Below are 12,840 nucleotides of genomic sequence, written 5' to 3'. Positions count from 1 at the left end.
GCGTGGGGGCTCGGCAGCCCTGCCCCGTCCGGACGGACCGGACAGATTACCGTCAACCAGTACGGTAAGGCCGAAAGGCCCCGGATGCGGCGGCGGATGGTGGACAGTGGCCACAACTCGCCACCCCCGCACGGCTCCTGCGGCGGGGGCGACCGACGGCGCGTGGTATCGGACCTCAGATCGCGGGCGTGGCGCCCGGGATCCGCTCGAACACCAGGTTGGTGCGGGTCTGGGCGACCGCCGGATGCGTCGTCAGGTGCTCCACCACGAAGCAGCGCAGCGCCTCCGGGTCGGCCACCGCCACGTGCAGCAGGTAGTCCTCGCTGCCCGCCATGTGGAACACCGCCAGCACCCCGGGCAGTTGGGGCGCCGCCGCCCGGAAACTGCCGTTCTGCTCCACGGTGTGCGCTCGCAGGCGCACCGAGATCATCGCCTGCAGCGACAGCCCGACGGCCGGCAGGTCGACCTCCGCGTGGTAGCCGCGGATCACCCCGCGCTCGCGCAGCGCCCGCACCCGGGTCAGACAGGTGGACGGGGCGATCCCGACCAGTTCCGCCAGCGCGTTGTTGGCCATCCGGGCGTTCGCCAGCAGCGCCCGGACGATCGCCCGGTCGGTCTCGTCCAGCGCCGCGCGGGCCCGTGGAATGTTCGGCACGCCACCAGCGTGGCGGCCCGGGTCGAACATTCGCAAGACCGCACCCCCTCCGAACCGAATGATCGATTGTCCCTCTGGCCTTCTTGCGGCATCAACTTCACCATCAACGGCCATGAGCCGACTCGACACCAGAGCCGTGCACGCCGGCCGCGACGACCTCGCCGGCCTCGGCACGCACGTCCCCCCGCTCGACCTGTCCACCACCTACCCGGTGCCCGACCTCGCCGCCGGCGGCGACGCCTACCAGGCGCTGGCCACCGGCGGACGGCCGCCCGCCGAGGGCGGGCTGGTCTACCAGCGGCTGTGGAACCCCACCGTCGCCCGTTTCGAGAACGCGCTGGCCGAACTGGAGGGCTGCGCCCAGGCGGTGGCGTTCTCCTCCGGCATGGCCGCGCTCACCGCCTGCCTGCTGGCCGCCGCCTCGGAGGGCCGCCGGCACGTGGTCGCGGTGCGCCCGCTGTACGGCGGCTCGGACCACCTGCTGGACTCCGGCCTGCTCGGCACCGAAGTCACCTGGGCCACCCCGGACACCGTCGCCGCCGCCGTCCGCCCCGACACCGGGCTCGTCCTGGTGGAGACGCCCGGCAACCCCACCCTGGACCTGGTCGACCTGGCCGCGATCGCCCACCAGTGCGGCGACGCACCGCTGATGGTCGACAACACCTTCGCCACCCCGGTGCTGCAGCGCCCCGCCGAGTTCGGCGCCGCGCTGGTGCTGCACTCCGCGACCAAGTCGATCGGCGGCCACGGCGACGTGCTGGCCGGCGCCGTCGCCTGCACCACCGAGTGGGCCGAGCGGCTGCGCCGGGTCCGCGCCGTCACCGGCGCGATCCTGCACCCGCTGGCCGGCTACCTGCTGCACCGCGGCCTGCAGACCCTGCCGCTGCGGGTGCGGGCCGCCTCGGAGAGCGCCGCCCGGCTCGCCGACTGGCTCGCCGAGCAGCCCGAGGTGACGGCCGTGCACTACCCCGGCCGCTCCGGCTCCCCGCTGCTCGGACGTCAACTCCTCGGCGGCGGCAGCACCTTGGCGTTCGAGGCGGCGGGCGGCTTCGAGCACGCGGCGGCGATCGCCGAGCACTGCGAGCTGATCACCCACGCGGTCTCGCTCGGCGGCGTGGACACCCTGATCCAGCACCCGGCCTCGCTCACCCACCGCCCGGTCGCCGCCGCCCACAAGCCCGTCCCCGCCCTGCTGCGGCTGTCGGTCGGCCTGGAGGACCCGGCCGACCTGGAGGCGGACCTCGCCAAGGCGCTGCTCCGGTAGCACGGCCCCCGGGCCGACGTCGGCCATCCCCGAGCCGGTGACGTCGGCCCACCGGGCAGCCACCCCCCGGTGCGGGGGATTTCCCCCGCACCCTTCCGGTGGCACGCCCCAGCGCGTCGCACCGCCCCGCCGAACCATGATCGTTACCAGGGCCGCACCCGGCGGCCCGGACACGGAGACACGACCATGACGGCTCACCACCGGCACCTCAGCAGGCGCGGCCTGCTCGCCGCCACCACCACGGCCCTCGCCGTCCCCGCGCTGCGCATCCCGGCCGCCGCTGCGGCCGACCGCACGGACCGCCAGGAACTGCTCGTGGTCAAGCAGCTGGAGGCCGCCGCGCACCCGCTGCGCACCACCACGCCCGGCGGCCGCAGCACCGACCTGGCGGCGCTCGGCGACCTGATCGGCGACTCCCTGGTCGTCGGCCTCGGCGAGGCCACCCACGGCTCCCACGAGTTCTTCACGCTCAAGCACCGGCTCTTCCGCCACCTGGTCGAGGAGCGCGGCTTCACCACCTTCGCCCTGGAGGCGAGCTGGACGGCGGGCCTGGAGATCGACGAGTTCCTCCAGGGCGGCGAGGGCGACGCCCGCCAGGTCGCCGACCGCGCCTTCGCCGGATCGCCGTGGCACCGCGAGGAGTTCGCCGACCTGATCGGCTGGATGCGGGACCACAACCGCCGCCACCCCGGCCGCCCCGTCCACTTCCTCGGCGACGACCTCGGCCTGCCCGCCCTCGGCGACCGGGTCTTCCAGCGCGTCCTCGACCTCGCCCGCCCCCAGGATCTGGCCCGGCTCACCGACCTGTACGCGCCGCTGCGCCCGCTGGACGACGTCTTCGGCTACCTCGGCCGACCGGTCGCCGAGCGCCGCGCCAACGCCGAACTCGCCCGCAAGGCCTTCGAGTTGGCGCCCTCGGCGGGCGACCCGTGGGCCGAGCAGCACGCCCGGGTGATCGCCGACACCTTCGCCTTCCTCACCATGGACGCCGGCGACCCGGCGACGGTCGCGGCCGCCGAGCAGCTCCGCGACCGCGCCATGGCGCACAACGTCCTGTGGTGGCAGCGGCGGACCGGCCACCGCATCCTGGTCTCCGCGCACAACGGCCATGCCGGCTACGCCTCCACCATGCCGGAGCTCTACCCCGTCCCACAGGGCGCGCAGCTGCGCCAGGCCCTCGGCGACCGCTACACCGCGATCGGCACCACCTTCGACCGCGGCACCTTCCTCACCACCCGCGACGGCGCGGGCGGCGCGTGGGGGCCGGTCAGCCTCCCGGCCGCCGCGCCCGGCAGCGTCGAGTACGTCCTCGACCAGGTCCGCCACGTCGACTACTACGTGCCGCTGCGCCGGCTGCCCGCCGCAGCGGGCAACTGGCTGGCGACCCCGCGCCCGACGTACGACGCGGGGACCACCTTCACCACGCCCCTGCGGGAACTCGCCGTCGGCGCGGCCTACGACGTCCTGGTCCACCTGCACGAGGTGACGGCCGCAAGGGAGTTGACGCCCTGAACCCGGCTGCGCCCCGACCCGGCTGCGCCCCAGCCCGGCCGCGGTCAGCCGGCGGCGGCGGTGCGCAGGTGGTTCAGCACCAGCGGGTCGATCCGGCCCTCGACCAGGCGGCCCTCGAGGTTCTCCACCCCGGCCCAGCGGTCGAGCTCGTCGTAGCCGAGCTTGGCGAGCAACGCGCCGACCTCGTCGGCGAGTTCGCCGTCGAGCGCGAGCAGCGAGTCCGGGTCCGGGGTGCCGTGCAGGATCTCGTGCAGGGCGAGCAGGCGGCGCAGTTCGCCGACCGGGTCCGCGTGGTCCTCGACCCGCAGGTCGTGCGAGGTGTCGCCCCAGCCGCCGACGCCCTTGCCGGGCTCGACCACGTACAGCCCGGCGCTCTGCCGGCCGCGGGAGTCGCCACCGGCCGCGTCACCCGCCGTGAGGGCGGCCAACAGCCGCTCGGCGAACGGGAGTTCGGCGGAGGCCAGCCAGGCGGCCTCCATCTCGCCGACCACCTCCGGCCCGGTCAGGATGTTGCCCTGGATCGCGTAGTCCGGGCCGGACACCCCGCCCGCCCAGGGCAGGCACTCCTCGCCGGTCCAGCTGACGGCGCTCTCCGGGCCGACCACGCCGAGCTGGCGGTGCACCCGCCCGTCGTCCGCGGCGAGCAGCGCCGCGACGGTGTCGGCGGGCGAGGCGCCGCTGCGCAGCATGGCCATGCCCTGCGGGCGGTAGGCGAGGTTGGCCCAGGCCTGGGAGGCGAGGGCGCCGGTGCCGATCTCGGCGGCCGGAACGAGGGCGCCGACGGCGAGGAACTTGCTGGCCACGGCCACGCCATAGGCGTTTCCGTGCCGAGCGACGATGGAGAAGGTCACGAGCGGCGACGATAGCTGTGCAGGAACGTTTCGTCCACGGTGAGTCCCGGTTTGGCACATTCCGTCAAGTTCCGCGGCATAGCGGCATAGCGGCATAGCGGCATACAGGGTCGCGCGCGACGGGCGAAATGCCGCGGCGGGCGCCGGTCTCGTCCCCGGCACCCGCCGTCCGCCGTCCGCGCGACGGCTCAGAGGTCGAACTTGGCGCGCTTGTCCTCCGGCACCAGGTCGACGTACTCGGGGTGCTTGGCGATCCAGCCGCGGATGAACGGGCAGTACGGCAGGACGCCCAGGCCGCGCTCGCGCGCCGTGTCGAGGACGGCGCGGGCCAGCTTGCCGCCCAGGCCCTGGCCCTCGAAGGCCGGGTCGATGACGGTGTGGACGAAGGCGATCTGCCCGCCGTCGCGGAGCTGGTACTCGGCGAATCCGGCCAGTCCGGCGTCGGTGGTGATCTCGAAGCGGGACTGTTCGGTGTTGTCGGTGACCTGGGGTTCCATGGCGCACGCTCCTGGGTGTCGGGGTTCCTGGGTGTCGAGGCTCTCGGTCGGAAGATAGGGCATCGAGGGCCCGTCACTGTCCTCGTAGCGCAGCGAGTTGTTGCGCGAAGGGCACAACCTGCTCGGCCTGGTGCGCCGCGGCGGGCCGCCCGGCCAGCAGGGCGGCGAGTTCGCGGGCGGCGCGGTCGATCCGGCCGGCCAGCGAGCCGTCCGCCCCGTTCGCACCCCAGTCCTCGGAGGCGGCGAAGACCGCGGTGGGGACCACCACCGCGCGCAGGTGCGCGAAGAGCGGCCGCATCACGTGTTCGAGGGCGAGGCTGTGCCGGGCGGTGCCGCCGGTGGCGGCGATCAGCACGGGGGTGCCGGTCAGCGCGTCCTTGTCGAGCACGTCGACGAAGGACTTGAACAGCCCGCTGTAGGAGGCGGAGAAGATCGGCGTGACGGCGATCAGCCCGTCCGCCTCCTCGACCGCCCGCACGGCGTCGCGCAGCGCGGGCGGCGGGAAGCCGGTGACCAGGTTGTCCGCGATGTCCCGGGCGAGCTCCCGCAGTTCGACCACCCGGACGTCCACCTCCCGCCCGGCGTCGCCCAGTTCGCGGGCGGCGGCGCCGGCCAGGCGGTCGGCGAGCAGCCGGGTGGAGGACGGGACGGAGAGCCCCGCCGTCACCACGACCAGTTTCAGCGCGCTCACTTGGCGACCGCCTCCTGCTGCCCGGCCGCCACCAGCGCGGCGTGGGTGGGCCCGTCCGGGACCTCGGCGGGGCGGTTCTTGGCGAACTCCTTGCGCAGTACCGGAACGACCTCCTCGCCGAGCAGGTCGAGCTGCTCCAGCACGGTCTTCAGCGGCAGTCCGGCGTGGTCCATCAGGAACAGCTGGCGCTGGTAGTCGCCGAAGGTCTCGCGGAAGCTCAGGGTCTTCTCGATGACCTCCTGCGGGCTGCCGACGGTCAGCGGCGTCTGCTCGGTGAACTCCTCCAGCGAGGGCCCGTGCCCGTAGACGGGGGCGTTGTCGAAGTACGGGCGGAACTCGCGCACCGCGTCCTGCGAGTTCTTGCGCATGAAGACCTGCCCGCCGAGACCGACGACGGCCTGCTCGGCGGTGCCGTGGCCGTAGTGCGCGTACCGCTCGCGGTAGAGGTTGACCAGGCGCTGGAAGTGCTCCTTGGGCCAGAAGATGTTGTTGGCGAAGAAGCCGTCGCCGTAGTAGGCGGCCTGTTCGGCGATCTCGGGGCTGCGGATCGAGCCGTGCCAGACGAACGGCGGGGTGTCGTCGAGCGGGCGCGGGGTGGAGGTGAAGGACTGCAGCGGGGTGCGGAAGCGGCCCTGCCAGTCGACGTTCTCCTCGCGCCAGAGCTGGTGCAGCAGCGCGTAGTTCTCGATGGCGAGCGGGATGCCCTGGCGGATGTCCTTGCCGAACCACGGGTAGACGGGGCCGGTGTTGCCGCGGCCCATCATCACGTCCACCCGGCCGTTCGCGAGGTGCTGGAGCATCGCGAAGTCCTCGGCGATCTTCACCGGGTCGTTGGTGGTGATCAGCGTGGTGGAGGTGGAGAGGATCAGCTTCTCGGTACGGGCCGCGATGTAGCCGAGCATGGTGGTCGGCGAGGACGGGACGAACGGCGGGTTGTGGTGCTCGCCGGTGGCGAACACGTCGAGGCCGACCTCCTCGGCCTTGAGCGCGATGGCGACCATCGCCTTGATCCGCTCGTGCTCGCTGGGGGTCCGACCGGTGGTGGGGTCGGTGGTCACGTCGCCGACGCTGAAGATGCCGAACTGCACCGCTCTCAACTCCTTCTCGGTTGATTCAACATTCAACCAGCCGGTGCAACGGGATGCCACCCCGGCCTATTCCCGCCAGGATTCCTCGGCGGTTGACCGAAACGCCAACACTCTCGGCAGTTGATCGGATACGCAGAGTTGACTGATGGTCAGACATTCCGCTTACCTGGTGCACGCCTTCAGGTGCGGACCGTCACCGGCCGCGCCCCTGCCGTCCAGCCGCCCCCACCGGAGTGACCGTGCGCCTGCGCAAGTTCCTCGCCCCGCTCGTCGCCACCGTCGCCCTGTTCGCGACCGCCGCCCCCGTCGCGTCCGCCGCGACGCCCGCCGAGCTGCGGATCACCGTCACCACCGAGTGCTCCGCCGACTTCCGGCACGGCGACTCCCGGCTCGGCCCGGCCCAACTGCCCAACGCCGGAGCGGTCGGCCGCCAGCTGTTCGGCTACCTGCGCACCGGGCTGATGAGCGAGCAGCAGTTCCTCAACACGTACTACGACAGCGCGGCCGGCAGCTGGAAGTACCCGCCGTCCAACGGCTACGTGCTGATGCCCGACGGCACCCCGATCGAGTACAACACCACCCTCGACCCCGGCCAGGCGATCGACCGCTACGGCAGCGAGTACGGCTCCTTCCTCGCCCCCGAGGGCCTGCCGTACGCCGCCCGCTCGATCCCGCCGTCCAGCCTCGACGGCAACCCGGCCGCGGGCTGCAACTACCACGACTACCGGGTGCTCAAGGCGTTCACCGTGCACTCCGGCCCGATCGCCCCCTGGTTCGGGCAGCCCGGCCTCGGCCTCCAGTACCAGTTGGACGCCGCACTGGTGCCCGGCGCGCCGGAGCGGATCAACGTCGGGTGGCTGGTCGACAACGGGTACCTGGCGCGACTGGTCTGACCTGCGCCCAACTGCCGTCCGGCGCCCGGGCCTCGCTCAACTCCGTTCCAGCGCCTGGTCCAGCCAGGCCAGCCAGAACGACTCCAGCTGGACGCCCGCCTGCAGCACCATGTGCTGCAGGCGGTTCTCCGTCTCCGCCCGCTCCGGCGGGAAGTCGCGGCGCTCGATCTCCAGGTACTCGGCCAACTGCGCCCGGTGCAGCTCCCGGTGACGCGCCAGCTCCTCCTCCAGGCCGTCCACACCGAGCACCGCCGCGGCGCGCAGCCGCAGCAGCAGCGGGTCCCGGATCGGCTTCGGGTCCTGCGCCTGCCCGACCCACTCGCACAGCCGCTCCCGCCCCGCCGGCAGCACCTCGTACTCCTTGGGCTGCCCACGCCCCGCCCCCGGCCCCGACGCCCGCACCAGCCCCTCGCGCTCCAGCCGCCCCAGCTCGCGGTAGATCTGCTGGTGCGTCGCCGACCAGAAGAACCCGATCGACCGGTCGAACCGCCGGGTCAACTCCAGCCCCGAGGACGGCTTCTCCAGCAGGGCGGTGAGGATCGCGTGCGGCAGTGACATGCGGCGATCGTACGGGCCGCGACTCGCTGGGCGATCCTCGGCGCCTTGGCGGGCCGCGGTGCGCGGCGGTGCGCGGCGATGCGCTGCGGTGCGCAGCCGGTGCGGGTGGCCGGAAAGCTCGGTCGGGGGTCTTGTGCCGCTCCAACTCCTGGCGAATACTCCCGGGATAGCGCTTGTCAGGGGCAGATCAGAACTGGGGCCACGAGTCGACCGGTCCGCGATCGCCGCCTGCCCGCGCCTCACGGCCCGTCACTTGCCCGGGCCTCCCCCACCCCTCAGGAGGAGAACTGTGAGGACCATGCGCACCACCCCCACGTCGCCGTCCCGCACCCGCGGCCGCCTGCTCGCCGTCGCCGTCGCCCTCGCCGCGGCGACCGCGCTCGCGGCGCCCAGCGCCGTCGCGGCCGACGGCGTCGCGGACGCCGGCACGCTGGCCCAGGTCAGCACCGCGGTCGAGCAGGCCGGCGTCAACGGCATCGCCTGGCACACCGACCAAGCGACCGGCCAGGTCGTCGTGACGGCCGACAGCAGCGTCGGCCCCGCCGCGCTCGCCAAACTCGGCAAGGCCGCCGGCACGAAGCACCTCAAGATCGAGCGGACCGCCGGCACCTTCACCCCGCTGCTGTCCGCCGGCGCGGCCATCTACGGTGGCGGCTACCGCTGTTCGCTGGGCTTCAACGTGGTCAAGGGCGGCGTCTACTACTTCCTGACCGCCGGCCACTGCGGCAACATCGCGAGCACCTGGTACAGCAACTCCGCCCAGACCACCACGCTCGGATCCACCGTCAGCTCCAGCTTCCCCGGCACCGACTACGCGCTCGTGAAGTACAGCAGCGCCTCGGCCAGCCACCCCGGCGGCTACTCCGCGGCCAGCGCGTACGTCGGCGAATCCGTCAAGCGCACCGGCTCCACCACCGGCACCCACGGCGGCACCGTCACCGCCCTGAACGCCACCGTCCGCTACTCCGACGGCAGCACCGTCCGCGGCCTGATCCAGACCAACGTCTGCGCCGAGGGCGGCGACTCCGGCGGCCCGCTCTACGACGGCACCAAGGCCCTCGGCCTCACCTCCGGCGGCAGCGGCAACTGCACCTCCGGCGGCACCACCTTCTTCCAGCCCGTCACGGCGGCCGCCGCCGCGTACGGCGTCTCGCTGTACTGACCGCACACCCGCGGCCCCTCGGACCTGCCGGCCCGAGGGGCCGCGGGCATGGCTTCCCGGCGCGGCCTGCCTGCGACAGGGGCGCCCGCTCAGCTACTGCTGACGCGACAGCAGGGTGTGGACCTGGCGGGGCTTGAGCTCGCGCTCGTCGAACACGACCACCTCGGGGCACTCACGGCCCACGGCGGCGAACGCGCCCTGGAACGCCTGCGGGGACTCGAGCGCGCCAGTGGTGACGACGGCGTCGCCCTCGGGGGTGACCCAGACCTCGGCCCGAAGGAATCCCTGCTGCCGGGTCAGCACCTCGCAGACCTGGTGGCAGCGGTCGACGAACTCCTCGACGTACTCGGACTTCGGGTAGTGGTAGGCGACGAAACCGAACGACATGGTGATGCCCTCCCCGGATTGTACGATGGCGTACAACGAAGCTAGACCCGTTGTACGCCGCCGCACAACGGCGGAGATCATGAGGTGGATCACACCATGGGCGCACTGCGCACACCGCGCGAGAAGTGGGTCGAGACCGGTCTGCAGACCCTGGCCTCGGGCGGCGTGGACGCCGTGCGCGTCGAGGCCCTGGCCAAGTCCCTCGGCGTGACCAAGGGCGGGTTCTACGGCTACTTCGCCGACCGCGACGCCCTGCTGGCCGAGATGCTGGACACCTGGGAACGCGAGGCCACCGACGACGTCCTCGAACGGATCGGGCACGAGGACGCGGACCCCCGCGCCAGGGCCCGCCGCGCCGGGAAGCTCACCTTCTCCGACCGCCTGCGCCCCATCGACCTGGCCGTCCGCGACTGGGCCCGCCGCGATCAGGCCGTCGCCGAACGCCTGCGCCGCGTGGACAACAGGCGCATGGACCTACTGCGCGAGGCCATCGGCACTGTCTGCACCGACCCTGACGAGGTCGAGGCCCGTAGCCTGCTCGCCTTCTGCCTCGCCATCGGCAACCACTTCCTCGCCGCCGATCACCCCGGCCGCACCCGCGCCGAAGTCCTCGACCGCGCCGGCCGCCTGATCCTCGAACGCCCGGCCGACGACCCGGCCCGCTGACCGCCCTGCGCGCCGAACCACCGCCCGAACCACGGCCCCGGAACGCCCGGTGGGCCGGAACGCGGTCGCGTCCCGGCCCACTCGCTCACTCCAGCTGACGTCGGCTCAGAGCGCCGCCGCCAGGCGGGTGCCCTGGTCGATGGCGCGCTTGGCGTCGAGTTCGGTGGCGAGGTCGGCGCCGCCGATCAGGTGCGGCGTGATGCCGCGCTCGCGGAGGGTGTCGAGGAGGTCGCGGCGGGGTTCCTGGCCGGCGCAGAGGACGATGGTGTCGACGGGGAGGGTCTGTTCGGTGCCGTCGACGGTCACGTGCAGGCCGGCGTCGTCGATGCGGCGGTATTCGACGCCGGGGACCATGACGACGCCGCGGTGGCGCAGTTCGGTGCGGTGGATCCAGCCGGTGGTCTTGCCGAGGCCGGCGCCGACCTTGCCGGTCTTGCGCTGGAGCAGGTGGACGCTGCGCGGGACGGCGGGGCGGGCGGGGGTGGCGAGGCCGCCGGGGGTGGTGTGGTCGGCGTCGACGCCCCACTTGGCGAGGAAGTCGGAGTCGGTGCCCGGGTCGGTGAGGTATTCGGCGACGTCGAAGCCGATGCCGCCGGCGCCGATCACGGCGACGCGGTCGCCGACCTTGGCGCCGTCGCGCAGCACGTCGAGGTAGCCGAGCACGCTGGGGTGGTCGATGCCGTCGATCTCGGGGGTGCGCGGGGTGACGCCGGTGGCGAGCACGACCTCGTCCCAGCCGGTCAGGGCGTCCGCGTCGGCCATCGCACCGAGGCGCAACTCGACGCCGGTGCGGGCGAGTTCGTACCGGTAGTAGCGCAGCGTCTCGTCGAACTCCTGCTTGCCGGGGACGCGGCGGGCGACGTTCAGCTGTCCGCCGATCTCACTCGCGGCGTCGAACAGGGTGACGTGGTGGCCCCGGTCGGCGGCGGAGACGGCGAACGCGAGGCCGGCGGGGCCGGCGCCGACCACGGCGATGCGCTTGCGCAACTGCGTGGGGGCGAGGACGAGTTCGGTCTCGTGGCAGGCTCGCGGGTTGACCAGGCAGGAGGTGATCTTCGCGCTGAAGGTGTGGTCCAGGCAGGCCTGGTTGCAGCCGATGCAGGTGTTGATGGCCTCGGGGGTTCCGGCGGCGGCCTTGTTGACGAAGGCGGCGTCGGCGAGCATCGGGCGGGCCAGCGAGACCAGGTCGGCGTGGCCGGTGGCGAGCAACTCCTCGGCGAGTTCCGGGGTGTTGATGCGGTTGGTGGTGACCAGCGGGATGCCGACCTTGCCCATCAGCTTCTTGGTGACCCAGGCGAACGCGCCGCGCGGCACCGAGGTGGCGATGGTCGGGATGCGGGCCTCGTGCCAGCCGATGCCGGTGTTGATGATGGTGGCGCCGGCCGCCTCGATCTCCCCGGCGAGGCGCACCACCTCGTCGAAGGTGGAGCCGCCGGGGACCAGGTCGAGCATGGAGAGCCGGTAGACGAGGATGAAGTCCGCGCCGACCCGCTCGCGCACCCGGCGGACGATCTCGATCGGGAAGCGCATCCGGTTCTCGTACGAGCCGCCCCAGCCGTCGGTGCGGTGATTCGTCTGTCGGGCGATGAACTCGTTGATCAGGTAGCCCTCGGAGCCCATGATCTCCACGCCGTCGTACCCGGCGGAGCGGGCGAGTTCGGCGCAGCGCGCGAAGTCCTCGATGGTCTGCTCGATCTGCTCCTCGGTCAGCTCGTGCGGGACGAACGGGCTGATCGGGGCCTGCAGGGCGGACGGGGCGACCAGGTCCTCGTGGTACGCGTACCGGCCGAAGTGCAGGATCTGCAGGGCGATCTTGCCGCCCTCGGCGTGCACGGCGTCGGTGACCACGCGGTGTTCGGCGGCCTCCTGCTCGGTGGTGAGCTTGGCGCCGCCGCCCCACGGCCGCCCGGCCTCGTTGGGCGCGATGCCGCCGGTGACGATCAGGCCGACGCCGCCGCGGGCGCGCTCCGCGTAGAACGCCGCCATCCGCTCGAAGCCGTTCGCGGCCTCCTCCAGGCCGACGTGCATGGAACCCATCACCACCCGGTTCCGCAGCGTGGTGAAGCCCAGGTCGAGCGGGGCCAGCAGGTGGGGGTACGCAGCAGTCATCGACGCCTCCGGTCCGGATTTGTTACCCAACGGTAGGGGGCGTCCGGCCAACTCTGCAACTAGTTGCAGAAACCATGGCGGGGACCGCGCGGCGCTAGGCTCGGGCCCATGAGTACGGACGAGGCGAGCGTACGGATCGACAGCTGGATCTGGGCGATCCGGCTGATCAAGACCCGCTCGGCGGCGGGCGCGGCCTGCCGGGCCGGGCACGTCAAGGTGAACGGGGCCACCGCGAAGCCCGCGCAGCACGTCAAGGCGGGCGACGACGTCCGCGTGCGGGTCGAGGGCCGGGAACGGATCGTCCAGGTGGTCCGGCCGATCGCCAAACGGGTCGGCGCCCCCGTCGCCGAGACCTGCTACGTCGACCACAGCCCCCCGCCGCCGCCCCGCACCGAACGCCCCGCCGAGATCGGCCTCCGCGACCGCGGCACCGGCCGCCCCACCAAGCGCGACCGCCGCGACCTGGACAAGCTCCGCGACGGCTACCGCCCCTACTTCTGACCAAGC

Annotated in this window: 14 protein-coding genes; 6 read left to right on the top strand and 8 right to left on the bottom strand. The window is 72.9% G+C overall.

The window, feature by feature from the left end; genetic code table 11:
* Positions 1-175: 175 nt before the first annotated feature.
* Entirely contained in the window at positions 176-655 is a 480-nt protein-coding gene (locus tag ACIHEI_RS30365; RefSeq protein WP_387635235.1) for an Lrp/AsnC family transcriptional regulator, read from the bottom strand.
* A 112-nt stretch (positions 656-767) separates the two neighbouring features.
* On the opposite strand from ACIHEI_RS30365, the gene ACIHEI_RS30360 reads away from it, so the two are divergent.
* Both ACIHEI_RS30360 and ACIHEI_RS30355 read left to right on the top strand, forming a co-directional pair.
* Complete coding sequence (locus ACIHEI_RS30360; RefSeq protein WP_387859428.1) at positions 768-1,919, top strand: trans-sulfuration enzyme family protein; 1,152 nt, start codon at positions 768-770, stop codon at positions 1,917-1,919.
* Positions 1,920-2,105: 186 nt separating this feature from the next.
* Positions 2,106-3,431, top strand: a complete 1,326-nt coding sequence (locus ACIHEI_RS30355; RefSeq protein WP_396608956.1) for an erythromycin esterase family protein — start codon at positions 2,106-2,108, stop codon at positions 3,429-3,431.
* A gap of 44 nt (positions 3,432-3,475) precedes the next feature.
* Here the strand turns inward: ACIHEI_RS30355 and ACIHEI_RS30350 are convergent, their stop codons facing one another.
* The 4 genes from ACIHEI_RS30350 to ACIHEI_RS30335 form a co-directional block, all read right to left on the bottom strand.
* The gene (locus tag ACIHEI_RS30350) at positions 3,476-4,282 is read right to left on the bottom strand and encodes a DUF1028 domain-containing protein (RefSeq protein WP_396608955.1); all 807 of its coding nucleotides are present in this window, start codon (positions 4,280-4,282) and stop codon (positions 3,476-3,478) included.
* 188 nt (positions 4,283-4,470) lie between these two features.
* Complete coding sequence (locus ACIHEI_RS30345) at positions 4,471-4,779, bottom strand: GNAT family N-acetyltransferase (RefSeq protein ID WP_387635246.1); 309 nt, start codon at positions 4,777-4,779, stop codon at positions 4,471-4,473.
* 73 nt (positions 4,780-4,852) lie between these two features.
* Positions 4,853-5,470, bottom strand: coding sequence for an FMN reductase (locus ACIHEI_RS30340; RefSeq protein WP_396608954.1), 618 nt, complete (start codon positions 5,468-5,470; stop codon positions 4,853-4,855).
* Positions 5,467-6,558: an LLM class flavin-dependent oxidoreductase gene (locus ACIHEI_RS30335; RefSeq protein ID WP_392944840.1), complete on the bottom strand. Its 1,092-nt coding sequence runs from the start codon at positions 6,556-6,558 to the stop codon at positions 5,467-5,469. The genes ACIHEI_RS30340 and ACIHEI_RS30335 overlap by 4 nt, the downstream gene beginning before the upstream one ends.
* Before the next feature lie 239 nt (positions 6,559-6,797).
* On the opposite strand from ACIHEI_RS30335, the gene ACIHEI_RS30330 reads away from it, so the two are divergent.
* Positions 6,798-7,451, top strand: coding sequence for a TNT domain-containing protein (locus ACIHEI_RS30330; protein WP_396608953.1), 654 nt, complete (start codon positions 6,798-6,800; stop codon positions 7,449-7,451).
* Between the two features lie 36 nt (positions 7,452-7,487).
* Here ACIHEI_RS30330 and ACIHEI_RS30325 read toward each other — a convergent pair whose 3' ends face one another.
* Entirely contained in the window at positions 7,488-8,009 is a 522-nt protein-coding gene (locus ACIHEI_RS30325; protein WP_396608952.1) for a PadR family transcriptional regulator, read from the bottom strand.
* A gap of 289 nt (positions 8,010-8,298) precedes the next feature.
* On the opposite strand from ACIHEI_RS30325, the gene ACIHEI_RS30320 reads away from it, so the two are divergent.
* A complete protein-coding gene (locus tag ACIHEI_RS30320) occupies positions 8,299-9,171 on the top strand; it encodes a S1 family peptidase (RefSeq protein ID WP_396608951.1) in 873 nt (290 codons plus the stop codon).
* Positions 9,172-9,264: 93 nt separating this feature from the next.
* Here the strand turns inward: ACIHEI_RS30320 and ACIHEI_RS30315 are convergent, their stop codons facing one another.
* Positions 9,265-9,558 carry a hypothetical protein gene (locus tag ACIHEI_RS30315; protein ID WP_396608950.1) on the bottom strand — a complete coding sequence of 98 codons (294 nt, stop codon included), beginning with the start codon at positions 9,556-9,558 and terminating at the stop codon, positions 9,265-9,267.
* 96 nt (positions 9,559-9,654) lie between these two features.
* Between ACIHEI_RS30315 and ACIHEI_RS30310 the strand changes: the two genes are divergently transcribed.
* Entirely contained in the window at positions 9,655-10,224 is a 570-nt protein-coding gene (locus ACIHEI_RS30310) for a TetR/AcrR family transcriptional regulator (RefSeq protein ID WP_396608984.1), read from the top strand.
* Between the two features lie 105 nt (positions 10,225-10,329).
* Here ACIHEI_RS30310 and ACIHEI_RS30305 read toward each other — a convergent pair whose 3' ends face one another.
* Complete coding sequence (locus ACIHEI_RS30305) at positions 10,330-12,333, bottom strand: FAD-dependent oxidoreductase (protein ID WP_396608949.1); 2,004 nt, start codon at positions 12,331-12,333, stop codon at positions 10,330-10,332.
* A gap of 108 nt (positions 12,334-12,441) precedes the next feature.
* Here ACIHEI_RS30305 and ACIHEI_RS30300 point away from each other — a divergent pair, with 108 nt between their 5' ends.
* On the top strand, positions 12,442-12,834 hold the full coding sequence (locus ACIHEI_RS30300; protein WP_387635285.1) for an RNA-binding S4 domain-containing protein: 393 nt from the start codon (positions 12,442-12,444) through the stop codon (positions 12,832-12,834).
* Positions 12,835-12,840 lie beyond the last annotated feature (6 nt).

The organism is Kitasatospora sp. NPDC051984 (assembly GCF_044593455.1).
Lineage (GTDB): Bacteria > Actinomycetota > Actinomycetes > Streptomycetales > Streptomycetaceae > Kitasatospora.
Note: the sequence above shows the minus strand (reverse complement) of the source record. Positions and strands in the feature narration are given on the sequence as shown.